This window comes from Escherichia sp. MOD1-EC5433 (genome assembly GCF_002966005.1).
Taxonomy (GTDB): domain Bacteria; phylum Pseudomonadota; class Gammaproteobacteria; order Enterobacterales; family Enterobacteriaceae; genus Escherichia; species Escherichia ruysiae.
Genome location: NZ_PTRL01000003.1, coordinates 79,701 through 102,158 on the forward strand (window position 1 = coordinate 79,701; position 22,458 = coordinate 102,158).

Genomic DNA, 22,458 nt, shown 5'->3' on the forward strand with positions numbered 1-22,458 from the left:
ACCCGCATGGCTCCCGAAATATTGAGGGAAGCGTTGAGGGTTCATTTTTATATTCAGAAAGAGAATAAACGTGGCAAAAAACATTCAAGCCATTCGCGGCATGAACGATTACCTGCCTGGCGAAACGGCCATCTGGCAGCGCATTGAAGGCACACTGAAAAACGTGCTCGGCAGCTACGGTTACAGTGAAATCCGCTTGCCGATTGTAGAGCAGACCCCGCTATTCAAACGTGCGATTGGTGAAGTCACCGACGTGGTTGAAAAAGAGATGTACACCTTTGAGGATCGCAATGGCGACAGCCTGACTCTGCGTCCTGAAGGGACGGCGGGCTGTGTACGCGCCGGCATCGAGCATGGTCTTCTGTACAATCAGGAACAGCGTCTGTGGTATATCGGGCCAATGTTCCGTCACGAGCGTCCGCAGAAAGGACGTTATCGTCAGTTCCATCAGTTGGGCTGCGAAGTTTTCGGTCTGCAAGGCCCGGATATCGATGCCGAACTGATTATGCTCACCGCCCGCTGGTGGCGTGCGCTGGGTATCTCTGAGCACGTTACTCTCGAACTGAACTCTATTGGTTCGCTGGAAGCTCGCGCCAATTACCGCGATGCGCTGGTTGCGTTCCTTGAACAGCATAAAGAAAAGCTGGACGAAGACTGTAAACGTCGTATGTACACCAACCCGTTGCGCGTGCTGGATTCTAAAAATCCGGAAGTGCAGGCGTTACTCAACGACGCTCCGGCGTTGGGCGATTATCTGGATGAAGAGTCTCGCGAGCATTTTGCCGGTCTGTGCAAACTGCTTGAGAGCGCAGGCATTGCCTATACCGTAAACCAGCGTCTGGTGCGTGGTCTGGATTACTACAACCGTACCGTTTTCGAGTGGGTGACTAACAGCCTCGGTTCTCAGGGCACCGTATGTGCAGGCGGTCGTTATGACGGTCTGGTGGAACAACTGGGCGGTCGCGCCACACCGGCAGTCGGTTTTGCGATGGGCCTCGAACGTCTGGTGTTGTTAGTTCAGGCAGTTAACCCGGAATTTAAAGCCGATCCCGTTGTCGATATATACCTGGTGGCTTCGGGTACTGATACACAATCTGCGGCTATGGCATTAGCTGAGCGTCTGCGTGATGAATTACCTGGCGTGAAACTGATGACCAACCACGGCGGCGGCAACTTTAAGAAACAGTTTGCCCGTGCTGATAAATGGGGTGCCCGCGTTGCTGTGGTGCTGGGTGAGTCTGAAGTAGCTAATGGCACGGCAGTAGTGAAGGATTTGCGCTCTGGTGAGCAAACGGCAGTTGCGCAGGATAGCGTAGCCGCGCATTTGCACACGTTACTGGGTTAAGGAAGGAGAAGGACAGCGTGGAAATTTACGAGAACGAAAACGACCAGGTTGAAGCGGTTAAACGCTTTTTTGCTGAAAATGGCAAAGCACTGGCTGTTGGGGTGATTTTAGGCGTTGGCGCACTGATTGGCTGGCGCTACTGGAACAGCCATCAGGTTGAGTCCGCACGCTCCGCTTCTCTTGCCTATCAAAATGCGGTTACCGCAGTTAGCGAAGGCAAACCGGACAGCATCCCAGCGGCAGAAAAATTTGCTGTTGAAAATAAAAATACTTACGGCGCGCTGGCTTCTTTGGAACTTGCGCAGCAATTTGTTGACAAAAATGAACTAGAGAAAGCCGCCGCTCAATTGCAACAAGGGTTGGCGGACACGAGCGATGAAAATCTCAAAGCCGTGATAAATCTGCGTCTTGCCCGAGTTCAGGTGCAGCTCAAGCAGACTGATGCTGCGCTGAAAACCCTTGATACCATAAAAGGTGAAGGGTGGGCTGCCATTGTTGCCGACTTGCGTGGTGAAGCATTACTGAGCAAAGGTGATAAGCAAGGTGCGCGTAGTGCATGGGAAGCAGGCGTGAAAAGCGATGTGACCCCGGCACTGAGTGAAATGATGCAGATGAAAATTAATAATTTGTCCATCTGAGAGGGACCCGATGCAATTGCGTAAATTACTGCTGCCAGGAGTGCTTTCCGTTACCCTTTTAAGCGGCTGTTCGCTGTTTAACAGTGAAGAAGATGTGGTCAAGATGTCCCCATTGCCGACCGTTGAAAACCAGTTTACGCCGACCACGGCGTGGAGCACTTCCGTTGGTAGCGGCATTGGTAACTTCTACTCTAATCTTCATCCGGCACTGGCGGATAACGTTGTCTATGCAGCCGATCGCGCTGGTTTGGTAAAGGCGATGAATGCGGATGACGGTAAAGAAATCTGGTCTGTCAGCCTGGCTGAGAAAGATGGCTGGTTATCTAAAGAGCCGGCATTACTTTCTGGCGGTGTGACCGTCGCAGGTGGTCATGTCTATATTGGCAGTGAAAAAGCGCAGGTTTACGCGCTGAACACCAGCGATGGCACTGTGGCATGGCAAACCAAAGTAGCGGGTGAAGCACTTTCTCGCCCGGTGGTCAGCGACGGTCTGGTGTTAATTCACACCAGCAACGGTCAGCTGCAGGCGCTGAACGAAGCTGACGGCGCTGTTAAATGGACTGTTAACCTTGATATGCCTTCGCTTTCTCTGCGTGGAGAGTCTGCGCCAGCAACTGCATTTGGTGCGGCAGTCGTCGGTGGCGATAATGGTCGCGTCAGTGCTGTGTTGATGCAGCAGGGACAGATGATTTGGCAGCAGCGTATCTCCCAGGCGACCGGTTCAACCGAAATTGACCGTCTGAGCGATGTTGATACTACGCCAGTGGTTGTGAACGGTGTTGTTTTCGCGCTGGCCTATAATGGTAACCTGACGGCGCTTGATTTGCGCAGTGGTCAGATTATGTGGAAACGCGAACTGGGTTCGGTGAATGATTTCATTGTCGACGGTAACCGTATCTATCTGGTTGATCAAAATGACCGGGTAATGGCGTTGACCATCGATGGTGGCGTGACGCTGTGGACACAAAGCGATCTGCTGCACCGCCTGCTGACTTCTCCGGTGCTGTATAATGGCAACCTGGTGGTGGGTGATAGCGAAGGTTATCTGCACTGGATTAATGTGGAAGATGGACGTTTCGTTGCCCAACAAAAAGTTGATAGCTCCGGTTTCCAGACTGACCCGGTTGCCGCTGATGGCAAACTGCTGATCCAGGCAAAAGACGGAACCGTGTACTCCATTACACGTTAATCGTCTCTGTCGTTCACTTTGAAAACGGCTCCTGGACAGGAGCCGTTTTCCTGTTTTTAACAACGACGCGAAAATAGCGTGCGTTGTCTGATGATTTATAAAAATGAGGCTTTAAACATGGTACCTGTGGTCGCGCTTGTCGGGCGCCCTAACGTAGGAAAATCCACGTTATTTAACCGTCTAACTCGCACCCGAGATGCGCTGGTTGCGGATTTCCCGGGTCTGACTCGTGACCGTAAGTACGGTCGTGCGGAAATTGAAGGCCGCGAGTTTATCTGTATTGATACCGGCGGGATTGACGGTACAGAAGACGGTGTAGAAACTCGCATGGCGGAACAGTCGCTGCTGGCGATTGAAGAGGCGGATGTGGTGCTGTTTATGGTGGATGCGCGCGCGGGTCTGATGCCTGCGGATGAAGCCATTGCCAAACATCTGCGTTCTCGCGAAAAGCCAACCTTCCTGGTGGCGAACAAAACCGATGGACTGGATCCGGATCAAGCAATCGTTGATTTTTATTCACTTGGTTTAGGTGAAATTTACCCAATTGCCGCTTCGCATGGTCGTGGCGTATTAAGTCTGCTGGAGCACGTGCTGCTGCCGTGGATGGAAGATATCGCGCCGCAAGAAGAAGTCGACGAAGACGCTGAATACTGGGCGCAATTTGAAGCGCAAGAGAACGGCGAAGAAGAAGAGGAAGACGACTTTGATCCGCAAAGTCTGCCGATCAAACTGGCGATTGTTGGTCGTCCAAACGTCGGTAAGTCTACACTCACTAACCGTATCCTGGGTGAAGAGCGCGTCGTGGTTTACGACATGCCAGGCACGACGCGTGACAGTATCTACATTCCGATGGAACGCGATGGACGTGAGTATGTGCTCATTGACACCGCTGGCGTACGTAAACGCGGCAAAATCACCGATGCTGTAGAGAAATTCTCCGTAATCAAAACGTTGCAGGCGATTGAAGATGCCAACGTGGTGATGTTGGTGATTGACGCACGCGAAGGTATTTCCGATCAGGATCTCTCCCTGCTTGGCTTTATTCTCAATAGTGGGCGCTCACTTGTGATTGTGGTGAACAAGTGGGACGGCCTGAGCCAGGAAGTGAAAGAGCAGGTGAAAGAGACGCTGGACTTCCGTCTGGGCTTTATCGACTTCGCTCGTGTGCATTTTATCTCTGCATTGCACGGTAGCGGTGTTGGTAACCTGTTTGAATCAGTACGTGAAGCATATGACAGCTCTACCCGTCGTGTGGGGACATCTATGCTGACGCGTATCATGACCATGGCTGTTGAAGATCACCAGCCGCCACTGGTTCGCGGGCGTCGTGTGAAGCTGAAATATGCCCACGCTGGTGGTTATAACCCGCCGATTGTGGTGATTCACGGCAACCAGGTGAAAGACCTGCCTGACTCGTACAAACGTTACCTGATGAATTACTTCCGTAAATCTCTGGACGTGATGGGTACGCCGATTCGTATTCAGTTCAAGGAAGGGGAAAACCCGTATGCGAACAAGCGTAACACTCTAACGCCGACCCAGATGCGTAAACGTAAGCGTCTGATGAAGCACATTAAGAAAAGTAAGTAATTACTTATTGGGTTTCTCTTGCCATCCAGGAAGGGAAACCCAACCAATCGCGAGGAAGAAATATGGAACTCAACTGCCCAGTCTGCCAAAGCCCTCTCGAACGCAATGGCGAGACGGCTCACTGCACAACTTGCGATAAAGATTTCACTGTTCAGGCGCTTTGCCCTGACTGTCATCAGCCGTTACAGGTATTAAAAGCCTGTGGCGCGGTGGATTATTTCTGCCAGAATGGACACGGTTTAATTTCTAAAAAACGCGTTGAATTTACCACTGCTTAATATCACGGGAATATATATTTTTCTTTTATATATTCCCGGTATAAATTTTATGAGCTATTTTCTATTACTTTAACACGTAATTAGAGTGAACAAACTCCCATTATTATAACTTTAAGAATATATTTAGCATTTCTGGTGTGCAATCTCTGAACTATCTGGAATACAATGCCGAAGCTAATTTCAGATTATAAAATAGTTACAGGGAAAAGGCATGTTGCGATGGATACGCTATTTTATGCTAATTTTTATCTCTGGTGCTGCTTATGCGGAGCCAGAGATAAATGTTAAGAAAAGTGACTCTTCATTACCGGATTTGGGAAGCGAAGCTGCCTTACAAGAAGAACAAAATAATAAAGGTAAATCCTTCAAAGAGCGTGGTGCCAACTACGTCGCCGAATCCGCCCAGCAGGGGTTTGAGAACCTGACCCCAGAAGCTCTGGAATCCCAGGCCAGAAGCTATCTGCAAGGGCAAATCACCTCATCTGCACAGTCTTATATTGAAGGTGCGCTTTCTCCATACGGTAAAGTCCGCTCAAATCTTTCTATCGGTCAGGATGGCTCGCTGGACGGTAGTTCAATCGACTATTTTGTTCCTTTATATGACAATCAAAAAAGCGTTTATTTCAGCCAGTTATCCGCTCAACGTAAAGAGGAACGCACGATAGGTAATATAGGTTTTGGGGTGAGGCATAATTTTGATAAATGGCTTCTGGGTGGAAATATATTTTACGATTATGATTTCACTCGCGGACATCGCCGTTTAGGGTTAGGGACTGAAGCCTGGACGGATTATTTAAAGCTTTCTGGTAACTATTACCATCCACTTTCTGACTGGAAAGACTCAAAAGATTTCGACTTCTATTTAGAACGACCTGCGCGTGGTTGGGATGTTCGTGCGGAAGCCTGGCTACCTTCTTATCCACAGTTGGGGGGCAAAGTTGTTTTCGAGCAATATTATGGTGACGAAGTTGCGCTGTTCGGCACTGATAATTTAGAGAAAGATCCGTATGCGGTGACGCTTGGAGTTAACTATCAACCAGTTCCGTTATTGACAGTCGGGACGGAATATAAAGCAGGCACTGGAGATAACAGTGATCTTAGTATTAACGCTACTGTTAACTATCAGTTCGGTGTACCACTTAAAGATCAACTGAATAGCGATAATGTCAAAGCAGCCCACTCGCTGATGGGTAGCCGACATGACTTTGTTGAGCGAAATAATTTTATTGTTCTGGAATATAAAGAAAAAGACCCTCTCGACGTTACGCTCTGGCTAAAGGCTGATTCCACTAACGAACATCCAGAATGTGTTATCAAGGACACCCCGGAAGCTGCGGTGGGACTGGAAAAATGTAAGTGGACCATTAATGCGCTGATCAACCACCACTATAAAATTGTCGCCGCCTCCTGGCAGGCGAAAAACAATGCCGCCCGCACGCTAGTGATGCCTGTGGTGAAAGCCAACACCATCACCGAGGGTAACAATAATCACTGGAATCTGGTGTTGCCTGCCTGGCAATACAGCTCTGATCAAGCCGAACAAGAAAAGCTCAACACCTGGCGAGTGCGTCTGGCGCTGGAAGATGAAAAGGGTCATCGGCAAAACTCCGGTGTGGTGGAAATTACCGTACAGCAGGACCGTAAAATTGAGCTGATCGTTAATAATATTGCTAACGTGCCTGAAGAAAACAATCACAGCCATGAAGCCAGCGCCCAGGCGGATGGTGTCGATGGTGTGGTGATGGATCTCGATATCACTGACAGTTTTGGTGATGACACGGATCGTAACGGTGATCCGCTTCCAGACAATGGTCTGAGTCCACAACTTTATGATGCACAAGACAAAAAAGTCACGCTCGCCAATAAGCCCTGCTCAACCGATAACCCCTGTGTCTTTATCGCGAAGCAAGATAAAGAGAAAGGAACCGTCACACTCTCCAGTACGTTACCCGGCACTTTCCGTTGGAAAGCAAAAGCTGCTCCGTATGACGACAGCAACTATGTGGATGTGACATTCCTTGGTGCCGGGGAGAATGATGTTAATGCGTTTATCTACCGTATATCTGCGACTAACCCCGTCAATCTTATCGACAATGAGAAAGAGCATTTGCCTGTGGATAACGCCTACCGTTTTGTCTTATGGCGTGACGCCAATAAAGATGGCGTTTTCCAGCAGTCGGAAAAACTGACGGAAGAAGAGATGGCGCAATACGACTACCAGTGGGAATTTACCGGGCACAGCGTTAATGGCTACACCGGTGCGCAATCGAATACCAGTAATGAAGATATTGTCATCCCTGCCACCAACGACGAGGCCGTGCAGAAGTTCGGTGCTCAAAAAGAAGATGGCGTGCAGGGATATGGATTACGTGTGGTTTACAGCAAGCACTAGATCGGCGTAATGGCCGATCGGCCAGCCGCTGGAAATTAATCAAGGAGAGAGTTGAATGAAACATTATTTAAAGCGACCGATGACCAAAGTCGCGCTGGCACTGGCTCTGGCAGGGTACTGCGCAGTACCTGCCGCCATGGCAGAAGGGCAGGGCAATCTAAGAGCTGGCCAGTGGCAATCAGAGACGCAATCAACCGGAACGATTCAGGGTACAGTGCCATGGATAACCCGTAGCGCGACAGAAATCACCGACGCCGATAAATCTCATGTGTCCATAACCGTTGATCGCGGTGGTCGTACTGCATCTACGGATGGCGAAAAGCAATTTCATGTTGGCGATAAGTTAACGGCAAACTGGGCCATTGGCGATACCCAGGGCGATCTTGATGACAACAACACCGCGACAAAAGCGACGCTGCAATGGATGAGCTTTAGTGACCAGGCGGGGGGCGATCCGAAGGAGATCGGTACTGCTGGCAGTGATACTTACACCATTGCCGCAGCAGATGCTGACCGCTATATCGGTTTGAAAATTACCCCAACCACGACAACCGGCGACCCTAACGTCGCAGAACAACTGGTGCTGTTGGATCTCTCTACTAACGCAGGCGGTGGTTCTGACAGCGATGATATTCCTGAAGGGCCAGTATTTGATGACGCAGTTAAAGTTGTCATTCACGAGAAGGATATCAATACCAACCTGCTGGGTAAAGATACCAAACTTAAAACGAATACCACCTATCAGGTCATGCTGTGGAAAGATAAAAACAGCAACGGTTCCTACGATACGGGTGAAGAGGTTACCAGCCAGTACAACTACCGCTGGCGCTTTACCGGCACCAGTCTACAGTTGCGGACGGCGGGGGGGATTGTCAACCCGAGCTACAACAACAGCGACCTGGTTATCCCGGTTACCAATGCCGAAGCGAAGACTGCGTTCGACTACAGCGAAGGCGGCCTCACAATTGGCGCAGATGGTGTTCAGGGCTACGGTTTGTCCATCGACTACCAGAGAAAATAATCGTCACCGGCACCATTCCCCTAGGGGAATGGTGCTTTTCCGCGCACTTTGCTTAACCTGCGTTAAGCAAAGTGGGTTGAGGTGAAAAAGTAACTTTAAACGGGCAGGTTTCAATTATGGGCGGGGCTTTGAAACTGATAAAAGCGATAACGGCGGTTTTACTGCTCTCCCTTTCTTTTCAGGTAGTGGCAGTGTTAAAAGGTGGCCAGTGGCAACAAACGGGTATCTCGACCGACGCAATCAATGGCACTGTGCCTGGTGCAGAGAACGCCAGTGTACCCGTTTATCAGGGCAGCACCCTGCTTGAACCGACAGAACCTCACGATGTTCAGGCCTTTGCAAAACCCAGTGAATTTAGCGTAGATGATACGGCTACGCAGATGATCTTACAGAACCCTCTGGATACTGAAGGGGACGTTTTCGCCACGCCACCGCTGCTGCGTTGGGAAAATCAAAATCCACCTTCTGTTTCTCTGGTGTGGGCTGAGGCCGCCACGCCGGATACGCCGTTAGATCCACAGCCGCGCCCAGACAGGTCATTTTGTGCCCAGGATCTGGCTGGACATTCTCTGGTTGCCTGGCCGCGAATTGACCAACAACAAACGATACCTTTACTTTATCTCTTTACCTTAACGGGCGTACCTAATCAGGGGTCAGTGCCGTTGGTTGATAATAAAGTGACGCTGAACATCGCGGCTGCACAGGGTGATCTGGTTACCATTACCGCTAACGGATATGACGATACGCTGAAAGCGGCAAAAACGACCGTAGATGGTTCAATTACGCTAACGGTGACGACGAAAGACTGTCAGGGCAATCTGGCAGGAAATATTCCTTTTATTATCAAACGTCGGGATGCAGAAAACCGTCAGGGCGTGGTGAATAACATCGGTCCGGTAAAACTGGGGAGTACGGAACTTACCACCACGGCAACGGAATATCACGGCACGACGGATGAAAATGGTACGGCGACGGTAACGGTGGCTCAACCGAACGGGCAAGGCGTAAAAACGCCGCTGGTCGTAAGCCTGTCTGGCATTAGCCAAACCAGCGAAACGGCGGTCATTTTTAGCGTTCTCACCAGCCCGGACGTACCACAGGCAAACATGTGGGGTCATATGGCGGATACGCTCAAGGCTCGGGATTATACCTTCAGCCGTCCGAAACTGGCGGCTGAAGTCGATAATGAAGCAGGCAGTGTCGACGATCATAATGAAACCTGGTCAATCTTCACCTGGAGTGGCGCAGATAATCACTGCGATATTTTGCCAGGTATGCGCCAGTTTGGCGCGATGGCGACGGTGGTTCCTACATCAATTCAGGAAGTCGCTGGCTGGCCGATGCAGGGAGATTATTACTGGTCATCCCTCGCGGGCATGACCGGACAGCATCATGCGGCAGATGTGTCTAACCGTAGCGAAGCGCAAAAACCGGACGATACAAAACTTATTGTTAGCTGTGTGGATAAAGAGGCACCGGACGTTGAACCAAAACTGATTCTCACACCTGCAAGCTATGACTCAACGGTACAGGCGATGAAGGTTAAGGTGGGTGAAGATGCCTCTATGCGACTGACAATCACCGATAACAAAAATAATGGTCAGCCGCTGGCTTACTACTATTTCTCGCTGCATCTGGATGATGGCATCAACCGAAAGAATCAATCCGACGACGCATGGGAAGCGCATCCGGTGCAAATAACGGGAGGAGCCAATTTTCACCAGGTTGATGCGCATACTTATGAAGGGATAACAGATGTTAACGGTCAGGCCTCATTGAGGTTGAGTCAGCCCGATGGCGCTGGCGTTAAAACCCATATTACGGCGAGAATGCGTAGTGACTTCACTGCGTCTGATGCGAAAGATGTCATTTTCACAGTAGTAACCAGTCCGGACAGCGATAAGGCCAGAATGTGGGGGCATATGCTCGGGATTATCGAATCTGGTAGCGTCTTTAAACGCCCGCTGCTGGCGGATGAAACTGCTCATGAACTGGGTTCTATGCGGGAAAATAACGAAGACTGGGCACTGTTTGACCAAAATGGCTCTATGCAGGCGGAATGTAGAACTGGACATATTCCGCGCCAGAGTTCGCTGGAAAGCCTGTACAACGCTTATCCTGCTAATGTTATAGGCACAAAATACGGTTGGCCAACGGCAAAACAAGATTACTTAAGCGCGGTGGAGCAGGCGACGCATTCATCGGTCAGTTTCAAAACGGGGCTGGTCGATAGTTACTCTGGCTTTAAACGAAATTACCTTTCCTGTTCAGGTAATGAAATGGTCGCGCAGGTGGCGGTCACGACCGATCATGATGTTGCTATTGGAAGCCGGGCGCAGGCTAAAGTCGGTGAAAAAATTGTCATGACAGTGCGAACCTATAACGCATTAAATGACGCGGCTGTGCCGTTTACAAATTTCACCATCACCAAAGGCATGGGGTATAACCGTCCAGGGCAGGTTACTGGGTTTGATGATCCAACCAGCGGCGCGATAGAGATGAACGGTACTTTCTACGGTACTTCTCAGCCCACAACTGTCTATTCCGGTACAACCGACGCTCGAGGTATAGCAACGGTGGACATTGAGCAGCCGCAAGGCGTTGGGCTGGGGACTCCTCTGGATATCACGCCGACTAACTCTTATGTTCCCAATACCGTTAACTACAACGTGATTTTTACTACCCCCACCAGCCCGGATGTAGCCAGTGCGCAAATGTGGGGTCACATGGACGAATCCATCACTGTGGATTCTATAACTTTTAAGCGACCGAAATTATTCTCTGAAGTGAGCGCAGGAAACCGTTCACTTGTGGAAAATAACGAAACCTGGGTACGTGTGGCGCAGTCTGATATCGAAAATATCGCGGCTGGCGGTTGCGAGAAAAATAAAGTGCCACGCCAGTCACAGCTTACCGCTCTATACAACGCCAACAGTAACAATACGATTCAAACCGTTCATGGTTGGCCCACCTTGCGTGAACAATACTGGAGCGGCACGCCGATGGATAAAGTTCCGCACCTTGCCTCCGTCTGGTTGAATAACGGGAACGTACAGAATGCTGCCGATGACTCGATTTATATGAGTTGTCTGAAAGATGCTAACCCTCCCGCAAGCATCATTACACTGGAAGTGGTGGATCAGGCGCAGTGGAATAGTTCGCTTAATGCGGCAAAGCTGAAAAAGGGCGAGACGTTACAGGTGAAGGTGACGGTCAAAGACGTTGCCGGTAACCCGATGGCAGATATGCCATTTACCCTGAAACGTGGCGATGGATATACCCGTTCTGGTGAACGTCATACGGCAGGTAGCGGTGATGGGATTGTTTCATCGGTGGTGGTTGATGCGGGTCTGCCTGATGAGATGGTGCTCAACGATACAGCGACAGCATATGTGGCACTAACCGGTAGCGACGGAAGTAAAATTCTCAATATTACGCGCCCGGATACCCACGGCACGAAAACGGCGCTCACCGCCGCGCTCTATTCCGATCCGACAAAAAAGGCTGCAATGGATACCATTTTCACCGTGGTTACCAGTCCGGATACCGATAAAGCGAATATGTGGGGCCACATGCCGGAAACGTTGAGCGCAGGTGGACTGACATTTAAACGGCCGATTCTGTTTACGGAACTAACCGATAGCCCTGCCGCCAAACGTAAGTCTGATGTAGAGGATAACGAAAGCTGGGCTCTGTTTACCGAAGATCAGGCGACGAAGGCCAGTAATGGCGGCTGTGGCGCGGATTATATTCCGACTCAGGACGCGTTACTCACACTCGCCAGTGAATGGCGTGGACATGCGGTAGATGGCTGGCCTGTCTTGCTAAAAAAAGGTTACGACTCTAGCACACCGGAAAAAGACAGTATCGAGGATCGCAAATATAAAAGCGTACAATTGAGCGACGGGACCAGCTACAGTCTGGCATCCACGGAGTTAGGGTATCTGACCTGCCAGGCAACGGCAAATCCGAAGGTGAGCACCATCGAATTAACGTCTGATAAAACGGCAAAGTATGACAACCTTGATGCAGTAAAAGTCAGAACAGACTACAGCAATACCGGGGATCAAATCACCATGACGGTGACCACTCGCGACGCCCAGGGAAATCCGAAAGGTTATGTGCCGATTACGTTGAATCATGGTTTCACCGTGGCTCGAACCTCAAATGCGACCAACAACGGCAAGATTACCAATCAGTCACGGCTGATTTATGTGCAAGACAGTTACAATAATTCCAACGGTTATTTTGATGACGGAAATAAATATTACAGCATGACCAGTGGTGACGGTACGGTCACTTTTATTCTACGCCAGATATATAAGGGAGACGGTACGCGTATCCCGCTCACCGCAGAAATTGATGACGGTAACGGCATTATCTCGAATACGCTGAGCGCGATTTTCACGATCGTTACCAGCCCGGATACGCCAAAAGCTAACTTCTGGGGTCATATGCCGGAGACCTTAACGGCTAAAAACGGCAAAGTCTTCCATCGCCCACAGTTAAAAGATGAAGTCGGTTCTTCCAATGGGCTTATTGTTAACAATGAATATTGGCAGCGACTGACTATCAATAATGCGCTGAGTGGTATGCAGGGAGGTTGTAAAGATAAACTGCCGTCTATTGGCGATCTGCAATCGTTATATGAGGCATACCCTTCAGGAACGATTGAAACGGCACAGGGCTGGCCGCTTGACAAGTCAACAGCGCCAAAGCCGTACTTCTGGTCACGAAGCGTTGTCTCCAGTTCAGGCGCTGTTAATCCTAATTATCAGTATATTAACCTCAAGGTGGGGAATACTGGACATGTCGCGTCGGATTCTGCAGATCTCAACTTCCAGACCTGTCTGGAAAGTGTGGAGTCGGTGGGCAATATTACCCTGACCACTGCGGAGGAAAACTGGGATAGTTCGTTACCGGCCGGGAAAGCACATAAAGGCTCACCGCTTCCGTTGACGATTACTGTGACCCGTGCGGATGGCTCGCCTGCACCATTTGAGTCGGTAGGGATTTTGCGTGCCGCCAGCTACAATCGCGCGGGCACATCGCTCAGCGAAACGGTAACGACGGATGATTTGGTGGCTGATACGTTCAACCCAGCACAAACCATACAAAGCGCCAGCATGAATGGTCGTAGTAATACCAGTTATCTGGTTATTCAGACTGATGCTCAGGGTAAAGCGACGCTGAATCTTCACCAGGATAGTACGACCGGTCTTAGAACGCCGATAACCGTAAAAGCACTGGGCTTCAGCCCTATGCCAACAGCCACGCTGGACGCGATTTTCACGGTTATCACCAGCCCGGACGTTAGCGTAGCCAACATGTGGGGGCATATGGGGGAAACGGTGACGGCGGCAGATGGCACCGTTTTTGTGCGGCCTAAAATAAAGGCTGAGTTAACGAACACCTCAGGCGTTCACGTTAAGGATTTAAATAGTGAAAGTTGGCTTGTGCCTACTGTTCAGGAAAGGGAACGTAGCGGCACGGCGGCGTGTGAGGCCGCGCGCTGGCCGACCAACGAGCAACTTATATCGCTGTATAACCGTCATCCCAATGGAACATTGATGGCTGATACCGGCTGGCCGGTGGAGTCATCGGGGTATGCCTGGTGGGCAGTGGACTCAACGTGTGATACCAGTGGAGTCAACAGATGCGCGACTGTCGATTTGTATAATGGCCAGGCTGAGGCGGCGAACAGAAGCCGCGCATTGCAGGCCTGCTTGCTGAACCCTAACGCTTCGGTGTCTGTGGTAACACTTACCTCACCAGCGTTTGATTCTTCTACTCAGGCTGCGAAAGTGAAGAAAGGGGAATCTATGCCTGTGACTGTCACCGTGAGAGACAGCGCCGGGAACCCAGTGTCAAACGTGGCCTTTAGCCTGAAACGCGGTGATGCAGCGCCGCGCAACCCAGGTGCGACTTTATATGGCGATGTGGCGGCAATGGATGATCTGACCGTTCAGCCGCCAACTGGCGCGACGGTCATAATGACTGATAGTGGTAATTCACTCCAGGGAACCACCGGTTCCGACGGTACAGCGACATTTATGATTAAACAGGATAATACGCCTGGATATAAAACGCCGCTGACGGTGACGCTGACCGATAACACCAGCATCAACGCGACGATGGACACTATTTTCACTGTTATCACCAGCCCGAACGTCTCCTCGGCTCATTTCTGGGGACATATGGCGGATACGGTGGGGGTGAATGGAAAAACATTACATCGACCATTGCTGTCGACGGAATTACCCTCTGGGGCACAAGCAGCCGGGACACCTGATATCAATAACGAAACGTGGGGTCTTGCACATGTCGTTGATTCGTCAAAATGGGATATCAAGAAACAGTGCGGTAGCATGGATAGTGCGCCGACATATAACGAGTTAGAGGTGTTATCTAACAGCTTTAATTCGTTAGGGTGGCCCTCATCCCCTAAAAACTTCCCTTACTTTTCAACCGATCGAGCCGGGGTATTATATTGCGGCATGTTTGAACAAAATAGTACTCAGGATTGTGGTATTGAGGCGGGTAAAACACCAGGTTTTGCCACCTGTTTCCAATAATGGCCTGGTTGCATCTGGTGCTGGCATGGTGATATTGCTGGATGCGATGCAGGCGCAGCTTATCCGGCCTACGAGTTCACCGCTTTTTTGCGTGATTTGCGTGTTTTCGTCACGTCGCTCACCACGCTGACCACCACGCCATCATTCAAACGCGTGGTCAATGTATCACCGGGTTTTACCTGCTTAACTTGCTTCAGCACTGTCCCATCGGCGGCGCTGGTGACACTATAGCCACGCGCCAGCGTGGACAGTGGACTCACGGCTTCCAGATGTGTCACTGCATTACCAAAGCGTTCACGCGTGGCACTAAGCTGTGCTCGCAGAGTTTCCGCCAGGCGATATTCCAGTTGTTGAATGCGAGTCTGCGCGCGATGAATGCGTGGTTGAGGATTTTGCTGATTCAGACGTTGTTCAAGTCGTTGCTGTTGCTGACCTGCCCGCTTCAACCGGTTTTCCAGCGCAAAGCTCATCCGCTTTTGCAGTCGCTCCAGCATGGTTTGCTGCCGCGCCAGACGTAACTGCGGATGTTGCTGCTGTAAACGGTGATGAATCTGCGTAAAGCGCCGGGTACGGTTGGCGAGATAATAATCCATCGCCATCTCCAGCCGCTGGCGGGCAGATTGCACCTGGCGCAGTAACTCCTGTTGATTGCGGCTCACGACTTCGGCGGCGGCAGAGGGCGTTGGTGCGCGCAGATCGGCAACAAAGTCAGCAATCGTCACATCGGTTTCATGACCGACGGCGCTGACAATCGGAATTCGGCTGGCAAAAATCGCCCTCGCTACGCGTTCGTCGTTAAAACTCCATAAATCTTCCAGCGAACCGCCGCCGCGACCGACGATCAAGACGTCGCACTCGTTACGCAGGTTCGCCAGTTCAATCGCGCGAACGATTTGCCCCGGCGCATCATCGCCCTGAACGGCAGTAGGATAAATAATCACCGGCAGTGAAGGATCTCGACGTTTTAACACATGCAAAATATCGTGCAGCGCCGCGCCGGTTTTGGATGTAATCACACCGACACAGTGCGCGGGGGAGGGGAGCGGTTTTTTTAGTTGCTGATCGAACAAACCTTCTGCCTGCAACTTCGCTTTTAGCTGTTCGTATTTCTGTTGCAACAAGCCTTCACCGGCTGGCTGCATACTCTCGACGATAATCTGATAATCACCGCGCGGCTCATACAGCGTAATGTTGGCGCGAACCAGAACCTGTTGCCCGTGCTGTGGGCGAAAGGTAACCCGGCGGTTGCTGTTGCGGAACATCGCGCAGCGAACCTGGGCGGTATCGTCTTTGAGCGTAAAGTACCAGTGACCGGAGGCCGGTTGTGTGAAGTTCGAGATTTCACCGCTGATCCACACTTGTCCCATCTCCTGCTCAAGCAGCAGACGAACCGTTTGATTCAGGCGGCTAACGGTAAAAATTGCAGGGGATTGAGACGGTAACATGTGAGCGAGATCAAATTCTAAATCAGCAGGTTATTCAATCGATAGTAACCCGCCTTCTGGGGATAGCAAGCATTTTTTGCAAAAAGGGGTAGATGCAATCGGTTACGCTCTGTATAATGCCACGGCAATATTTATTAACCACTCTGGTCGAGATATTGCCCATGCTACGTATCGCTAAAGAAGCTCTCACATTTGACGACGTTCTCCTCGTTCCTGCTCACTCTACCGTTCTGCCGAATACTGCTGACCTCAGCACCCAGCTGACGAAAACTATTCGTCTGAATATCCCTATGCTCTCCGCAGCAATGGATACCGTAACGGAAGCGCGCCTGGCTATTGCTCTGGCTCAGGAAGGCGGTATCGGCTTTATCCACAAAAACATGTCTATTGAACGCCAGGCTGAAGAAGTTCGCCGTGTGAAAAAACACGAGTCTGGCGTGGTGACTGACCCACAGACAGTTCTGCCAACCACGACGCTGCGCGAAGTGAAAGAACTGACTGAACGTAATGGCTTTGCGGGCTACCCGGTCGTTACCGAAGAAAACGAACTGGTCGGCATCATCACCGGTCGTGACGTGCGTTTTGTGACCGACCTGAACCAGCCAGTTAGCGTTTACATGACGCCGAAAGAGCGTCTGGTGACTGTGCGTGAAGGCGAAGCCCGCGAAGTTGTGCTGGCAAAAATGCACGAAAAACGCGTTGAGAAGGCGCTGGTGGTTGATGACGAATTCCACCTGATCGGCATGATCACCGTGAAAGACTTCCAGAAAGCGGAACGTAAACCGAACGCGTGTAAAGACGAACAAGGTCGTCTGCGTGTTGGTGCAGCGGTTGGCGCGGGTGCTGGAAACGAAGAGCGTATTGATGCACTGGTTGCCGCAGGCGTTGACGTTCTGCTGATCGACTCCTCTCACGGTCACTCTGAAGGCGTTCTGCAGCGTATCCGTGAAACTCGCGCTAAATATCCGGATCTGCAAATCATCGGCGGTAACGTAGCAACAGCTGCTGGTGCCCGCGCGCTGGCAGAAGCAGGTTGCAGCGCGGTTAAAGTCGGTATCGGCCCTGGCTCTATTTGTACGACTCGTATCGTTACTGGTGTGGGGGTTCCGCAGATCACCGCCGTTGCTGACGCAGTAGAAGCCCTGGAAGGCACCGGTATTCCGGTTATCGCTGACGGTGGTATTCGCTTCTCCGGCGATATTGCGAAAGCTATCGCTGCTGGTGCAAGCGCGGTGATGGTAGGTTCCATGCTGGCAGGTACTGAAGAATCTCCGGGTGAAATCGAACTCTACCAGGGGCGTTCTTACAAATCTTACCGTGGGATGGGCTCTCTGGGCGCAATGTCCAAAGGTTCTTCTGACCGTTACTTCCAGAGCGACAACGCCGCTGACAAACTGGTGCCGGAAGGTATCGAAGGTCGCGTAGCGTACAAAGGCCGCCTGAAAGAGATCATCCACCAGCAGATGGGCGGCCTGCGCTCCTGTATGGGGCTGACCGGCTGTGGTACTATCGACGAACTGCGTACTAAAGCGGAGTTTGTACGTATCAGCGGTGCGGGCATCCAGGAAAGCCACGTTCACGACGTGACCATTACTAAAGAGTCCCCGAACTACCGTCTGGGCTCCTGATTCTCTTCGCCCGACTTCATGTCGGGCGATTTATATTATCTGTTTCACTTGCCTCGGAATAAGCGTCAATGACGGAAAACATTCATAAGCATCGCATCCTCATTCTGGACTTCGGTTCTCAGTACACTCAACTGGTTGCGCGCCGCGTGCGTGAACTGGGTGTTTACTGCGAACTGTGGGCGTGGGATGTGACAGAAGCACAAATTCGTGACTTCAATCCAAGCGGCATTATTCTTTCCGGCGGCCCGGAAAGTACCACCGAAGAAAACAGCCCGCGTGCGCCGCAGTATGTCTTTGAAGCAGGCGTACCGGTATTCGGCGTTTGCTATGGTATGCAGACCATGGCGATGCAGTTGGGTGGTCACGTTGAAGCCTCTAACGAACGTGAATTTGGTTATGCGCAGGTTGAAGTACAAACTGATAGCGCGCTGATTCATGGTATCGAAGATGCATTAAGCGCAGATGGCAAACCGCTGCTTGACGTGTGGATGAGCCACGGTGATAAGGTAACTGCAATTCCTCAAGATTTCGTTACCGTAGCCAGCACCGAAAGCTGCCCGTTTGCCATTATGGCTAACGAAGAAAAACGCTTCTACGGTGTGCAGTTCCACCCGGAAGTGACTCACACCCGTCAGGGTATGCGTATGCTGGAGCGTTTTGTGCGTGATATCTGCCAGTGTGAAGCCCTGTGGACTCCGGCGAAAATTATCGACGACGCGGTAGCCCGCATCCGCGAACAGGTGGGCGACGATAAAGTGATCCTTGGTCTCTCTGGCGGCGTGGACTCTTCCGTAACCGCAATGCTTCTGCACCGTGCAATTGGTAAAAACCTGACCTGCGTATTTGTCGACAACGGCCTGCTGCGTCTCAACGAAGCAGAGCAGGTTCTGGATATGTTTGGCGATCGCTTCGGCCTGAACATTGTTCACGTTCCGGCAGAAGATCGCTTCCTGTCAGCACTGGCTGGCGAAAACGATCCGGAAGCAAAACGTAAAATCATCGGTCGTGTCTTTGTTGAAGTATTCGATGAAGAAGCCCTGAAACTGGAAGATGTGAAGTGGCTGGCGCAGGGAACTATCTACCCTGACGTTATTGAATCTGCCGCGTCTGCGACCGGTAAAGCGCACGTTATTAAGTCTCACCACAACGTGGGTGGCCTGCCGAAAGAGATGAAGATGGGCCTGGTTGAACCGCTGAAAGAGCTGTTCAAAGACGAAGTGCGTAAGATTGGTCTGGAGCTGGGTCTGCCGTATGACATGCTGTATCGCCATCCGTTCCCGGGACCGGGCCTTGGTGTGCGCGTGCTGGGCGAAGTGAAGAAAGAGTACTGCGACCTGCTGCGCCGTGCGGATGCCATCTTCATTGAAGAGCTGCGTAAAGCAGATCTGTACGACAAAGTCAGCCAGGCGTTCACCGTCTTCCTGCCAGTACGTTCCGTTGGCGTAATGGGCGATGGTCGTAAGTATGACTGGGTTGTTTCTCTGCGTGCTGTCGAAACCATCGACTTTATGACCGCACACTGGGCGCACCTGCCGTACGATTTCCTCGGCCGCGTTTCCAATCGAATTATCAATGAAGTGAACGGCATTTCCCGCGTGGTGTATGACATCAGTGGCAAGCCGCCAGCGACTATTGAGTGGGAATGATTTCCCTATAATTGATTAATGATCATGGCACAAGGATAAGTGCCATTATTAAATATTCTTCACATCTGAATTAAGATACTACTCTGTCTTAATACATCCATTTTTCCACCAACGCATCACCTAATTTCTCGCGTAACATTTCTTCATTATCTTCCTCACCATGCACTGTGAGCAGACATTTAAACATGATCAGGTCGAGATACTGACCAACATCACTGAACATTTGTGTCAGCATCAGTGGACAGTCGTGATCAAAATACCAGACTTCGCCTGTTACCCGGTGAAAACACCACAAATTTCCATTCCCCAAATAGTCGCCAAAAGCGATAAGTTGGTCGACAAGATTCCTCAGTTCATCACTATCAGGAAGATCTTCCAGAAGATCTGTAATCCCTGGGTACGCGTCTATTAATGGTTCAATTGCCACATAAGAGGCAGGTTGTACACTGCAAAGCGTTTCCGCTAGTTCAAGAGTGCCAATGTGTTCATGATACGTGCGAAGTAATGGGGGGATTGCACAACCCAAGCGTTGTTCGAGTGAATCAATTTCACTGGCGGGAACAGGGGAAATGGGCGAGAGTCGGTTCCACTCTGCACTCCAGGCAAGGGCACAGGCGCGCCACCAGCCTATGCGTGCTTTAAGATCAGTAAATTCGGGCCAAACCAGAGGAGGTATATCATTGTCAAATTGTGGAGTTGTAGCATTTGTATCCATGTCATACCCTGCTCTAAATGAAGGAGAGTTAGAAACGTATATTGCAATAAAAAAGCCCATAATCCTCACAAATCATAGGCTTGAAGTTACTGACATCAATTAATTAAACCAACTGTCCGATTTATTCTCTTCTGCTTTACCCACGCTCTTCATCAAATCGCGGCCGCCTTCAGTCATATTCCTGTTAGCGTCAGCTTCAGATTGCACAACATCGGTTTGCGCGGCTTTGTGCTTCAGTTCCTGATCGATAAATTCGTTCTCACGCTTAACGCGGGCTTCTTCTTTTGCCAGCGCCAGTTTTTGCTTCTGAATCTCTAAGCTGCGCAGCTCATCTTCATAACTTTGATCGCGCTTTTTATCCGCAGTGGCCTCGGCGTCCCGTTTATCCTGGCGAGCTTTTTTATCCGCTGCTGCTGCTGCCGCTCTTTTATTTGCTGCAGCCTGCGCATTTGCACGCCGTTGCTTCTCTTGCTGGATTTCCCTGTTGCGCTCCGCTACCCATTCGTCATGCTGCCTTTGCTCTTCATTTTTACCTTGTTGTTCCGCTTCTGCGACAGCAGAGAGTTGATCCTGTAATGAAGAGGCGAAAGTTGAACTACTTAAGGCGGCTAAGATGGCGCAAAGTAAAACCTTCTTCATGAATCCTCCTGATTATTAGCTTTTTTCAGGACATTTTGTATTTGGCTGAATACGCGTTTCGTTATACGTAGTGGTAATAACAACGGCTAAACCCGTCGTGAACTGGCATTCTTTACCCACCTGGGTGGAGGTATACACTTTGGTGCCTTCTTTGTATGTTAAAGAAACACCTTCCACTAATGTTTTATCATTCACCATAGAACCAGCCGCCGCACCTACGGCTCCGCCGCCAACTGCACCTGCCGTCGTTCCGGAGTTACTGCCGGAGCCGACGTTATGGCCGATAACGCCGCCAGCGACGACCCCAATAAGTGCGCCGAAGGCTTGTGCGTTCCGTTTATTTTGTGAGTTGTCTACGGCAACTTTGGCGGGAAGAATGGAAATAATATTAACGGTTTTGGTTTCTTGTTTTGTATTCAGTTGATCGGTTTGATAAACATCGGCGGCATGATCGTCAGCATTTGACTGGCATCCTGCCAGGGTGAATGACGCTAAAATTGCCACAGGCAGAAGACATTTTTTAAATTTCATCACTATTCCTTGTTATACACATTACGAAAAATAAGATATTTAAGATCATCAAAAGAGGAAAGTAAATGTATTGTGTATAAACTAATAGATTAAATTTATTAAAATTCACGCGGAAAATAAATCATTAAAGAAGTATAATTTAAATATATGTATTAATTTAGAGCGTATTACTTCTTAGGCAGGATCTACGTCAGTCAGGACAATGGGTGAAATTTAAGGTGAAAGAATGCCTGCCGCTTTGTTAACTACAAAGAGCAAAAACATCGGGCAGCAATGCGCCGTCTTGCTAAGTTAAAATGGAGAAGGTAACCGCTAACGTTGTACCGGGGATTCGATAGAGAGTGTGGATTGCTGCGCTTCTTTTTTGCTCTGATGATGCTGCCAGGCACCAACAGACGAGTAGATAAAGCGACCAAAGAAGAAGATAAAGCTGATGAGTAGTACGATACGGGTCATGCGACTGTTAAATCGGTGTCGTTTTCGCATACTGGTTGCCTGACTCACAAAAGGTTCCTTGAAGTATGTCCCACTCTGTGGACGGTACTTACATTAAGGCACACCTGGGCAAAATGGTCAATTCTTCATTATGTAAAAAAGCGTCAGTGGATACATATTCCAATGTTATGGAAGTTAATTTAATTATTTACAATAATGATGTAATAATGATGGCTTAACATGATAAACGTAATAATTCATTAATCAGGGTTGTTTTGTTTGATATATATCAATTGGAACTTTCATATGACACTTAGAATCGATACTCTCTATAGTGATGAATAATCATCCGTCGAATTCAGGTGGGATGCCTGTCTGAATACACCCCTTT

16 protein-coding genes are annotated in these 22,458 nt (G+C 50.1%); 11 read left to right on the forward strand and 5 right to left on the reverse strand.

Annotated features, from left to right (window positions below; translation table 11 throughout):
• Positions 1-70: 70 nt before the first annotated feature.
• The 8 genes from hisS to C3D30_RS07315 all read left to right on the forward strand — a co-directional run bounded on the left by hisS (position 71) and on the right by C3D30_RS07315 (position 15,028).
• Entirely contained in the window at positions 71-1,345 is a 1,275-nt protein-coding gene (gene hisS, locus C3D30_RS07280) for a histidine--tRNA ligase (RefSeq protein ID WP_016158779.1), read from the forward strand.
• Between the two features lie 17 nt (positions 1,346-1,362).
• Positions 1,363-1,983: an ancillary SecYEG translocon subunit YfgM gene (gene yfgM / locus C3D30_RS07285; protein WP_105286672.1), complete on the forward strand. Its 621-nt coding sequence runs from the start codon at positions 1,363-1,365 to the stop codon at positions 1,981-1,983.
• A gap of 10 nt (positions 1,984-1,993) precedes the next feature.
• Positions 1,994-3,172, forward strand: coding sequence for an outer membrane protein assembly factor BamB (bamB, locus tag C3D30_RS07290; protein WP_001177079.1), 1,179 nt, complete (start codon positions 1,994-1,996; stop codon positions 3,170-3,172).
• A gap of 117 nt (positions 3,173-3,289) precedes the next feature.
• On the forward strand, positions 3,290-4,762 hold the full coding sequence (gene der / locus C3D30_RS07295) for a ribosome biogenesis GTPase Der (RefSeq protein WP_016158778.1): 1,473 nt from the start codon (positions 3,290-3,292) through the stop codon (positions 4,760-4,762).
• Between the two features lie 62 nt (positions 4,763-4,824).
• Positions 4,825-5,040: a zinc ribbon domain-containing protein gene (locus C3D30_RS07300; RefSeq protein ID WP_000422360.1), complete on the forward strand. Its 216-nt coding sequence runs from the start codon at positions 4,825-4,827 to the stop codon at positions 5,038-5,040.
• A 211-nt stretch (positions 5,041-5,251) separates the two neighbouring features.
• On the forward strand, positions 5,252-7,432 hold the full coding sequence (gene sinH, locus C3D30_RS07305) for an intimin-like inverse autotransporter SinH (protein WP_105286673.1): 2,181 nt from the start codon (positions 5,252-5,254) through the stop codon (positions 7,430-7,432).
• 55 nt (positions 7,433-7,487) lie between these two features.
• Positions 7,488-8,453, forward strand: a complete 966-nt coding sequence (locus C3D30_RS07310) for a SinI family autotransporter-associated protein (protein WP_000683614.1) — start codon at positions 7,488-7,490, stop codon at positions 8,451-8,453.
• 116 nt (positions 8,454-8,569) lie between these two features.
• Positions 8,570-15,028, forward strand: coding sequence for an adhesion domain-containing protein (locus C3D30_RS07315; protein ID WP_105286674.1), 6,459 nt, complete (start codon positions 8,570-8,572; stop codon positions 15,026-15,028).
• A 68-nt stretch (positions 15,029-15,096) separates the two neighbouring features.
• On the opposite strand, the gene xseA is transcribed toward C3D30_RS07315, so the two are convergent.
• Positions 15,097-16,473 carry an exodeoxyribonuclease VII large subunit gene (gene xseA, locus C3D30_RS07320; RefSeq protein WP_105286675.1) on the reverse strand — a complete coding sequence of 459 codons (1,377 nt, stop codon included), beginning with the start codon at positions 16,471-16,473 and terminating at the stop codon, positions 15,097-15,099.
• 161 nt (positions 16,474-16,634) lie between these two features.
• Here xseA and guaB point away from each other — a divergent pair, with 161 nt between their 5' ends.
• Positions 16,635-18,101: an IMP dehydrogenase gene (gene guaB, locus C3D30_RS07325; RefSeq protein WP_010349860.1), complete on the forward strand. Its 1,467-nt coding sequence runs from the start codon at positions 16,635-16,637 to the stop codon at positions 18,099-18,101.
• Positions 18,102-18,169: 68 nt separating this feature from the next.
• Positions 18,170-19,747, forward strand: coding sequence for a glutamine-hydrolyzing GMP synthase (gene guaA, locus C3D30_RS07330; RefSeq protein WP_000138265.1), 1,578 nt, complete (start codon positions 18,170-18,172; stop codon positions 19,745-19,747).
• An 88-nt stretch (positions 19,748-19,835) separates the two neighbouring features.
• On the opposite strand, the gene C3D30_RS07335 is transcribed toward guaA, so the two are convergent.
• The 4 genes from C3D30_RS07335 to C3D30_RS07350 form a co-directional block, all read right to left on the reverse strand.
• A complete protein-coding gene (locus tag C3D30_RS07335) occupies positions 19,836-20,462 on the reverse strand; it encodes an SMI1/KNR4 family protein (RefSeq protein WP_105286676.1) in 627 nt (208 codons plus the stop codon).
• Between the two features lie 99 nt (positions 20,463-20,561).
• Positions 20,562-21,101, reverse strand: a complete 540-nt coding sequence (locus C3D30_RS07340; RefSeq protein WP_000756784.1) for a DUF5384 family protein — start codon at positions 21,099-21,101, stop codon at positions 20,562-20,564.
• Between the two features lie 15 nt (positions 21,102-21,116).
• Complete coding sequence (locus C3D30_RS07345) at positions 21,117-21,635, reverse strand: outer membrane lipoprotein (protein ID WP_105286677.1); 519 nt, start codon at positions 21,633-21,635, stop codon at positions 21,117-21,119.
• 309 nt (positions 21,636-21,944) lie between these two features.
• On the reverse strand, positions 21,945-22,136 hold the full coding sequence (locus C3D30_RS07350; protein WP_000075999.1) for a YfgG family protein: 192 nt from the start codon (positions 22,134-22,136) through the stop codon (positions 21,945-21,947).
• Between the two features lie 17 nt (positions 22,137-22,153).
• On the opposite strand from C3D30_RS07350, the gene C3D30_RS20470 reads away from it, so the two are divergent.
• Positions 22,154-22,306, forward strand: a complete 153-nt coding sequence (locus C3D30_RS20470; protein WP_000019882.1) for a hypothetical protein — start codon at positions 22,154-22,156, stop codon at positions 22,304-22,306.
• Positions 22,307-22,458: the final 152 nt, after the last annotated feature.

What these genes read in the sequence shown, in the direction of transcription:
- guaB (WP_010349860.1), top strand. Translation starts at nt 16,635, where the DNA reads ATGCTACGTATCGCTAAAGAAGCTCTCACATTTGACGACGTTCTCCTC.
- C3D30_RS07340 (WP_000756784.1), bottom strand. Translation starts at nt 21,101, where the DNA reads ATGAAGAAGGTTTTACTTTGCGCCATCTTAGCCGCCTTAAGTAGTTCA.
- der (WP_016158778.1), top strand. Translation starts at nt 3,290, where the DNA reads ATGGTACCTGTGGTCGCGCTTGTCGGGCGCCCTAACGTAGGAAAATCC.
- C3D30_RS07335 (WP_105286676.1), bottom strand. Translation starts at nt 20,462, where the DNA reads ATGGATACAAATGCTACAACTCCACAATTTGACAATGATATACCTCCT.
- bamB (WP_001177079.1), top strand. Translation starts at nt 1,994, where the DNA reads ATGCAATTGCGTAAATTACTGCTGCCAGGAGTGCTTTCCGTTACCCTT.
- C3D30_RS07310 (WP_000683614.1), top strand. Translation starts at nt 7,488, where the DNA reads ATGAAACATTATTTAAAGCGACCGATGACCAAAGTCGCGCTGGCACTG.
- C3D30_RS07300 (WP_000422360.1), top strand. Translation starts at nt 4,825, where the DNA reads ATGGAACTCAACTGCCCAGTCTGCCAAAGCCCTCTCGAACGCAATGGC.
- guaA (WP_000138265.1), top strand. Translation starts at nt 18,170, where the DNA reads ATGACGGAAAACATTCATAAGCATCGCATCCTCATTCTGGACTTCGGT.
- sinH (WP_105286673.1), top strand. Translation starts at nt 5,252, where the DNA reads ATGTTGCGATGGATACGCTATTTTATGCTAATTTTTATCTCTGGTGCT.
- C3D30_RS20470 (WP_000019882.1), top strand. Translation starts at nt 22,154, where the DNA reads ATGTCCCACTCTGTGGACGGTACTTACATTAAGGCACACCTGGGCAAA.
- xseA (WP_105286675.1), bottom strand. Translation starts at nt 16,473, where the DNA reads ATGTTACCGTCTCAATCCCCTGCAATTTTTACCGTTAGCCGCCTGAAT.
- C3D30_RS07315 (WP_105286674.1), top strand. Translation starts at nt 8,570, where the DNA reads ATGGGCGGGGCTTTGAAACTGATAAAAGCGATAACGGCGGTTTTACTG.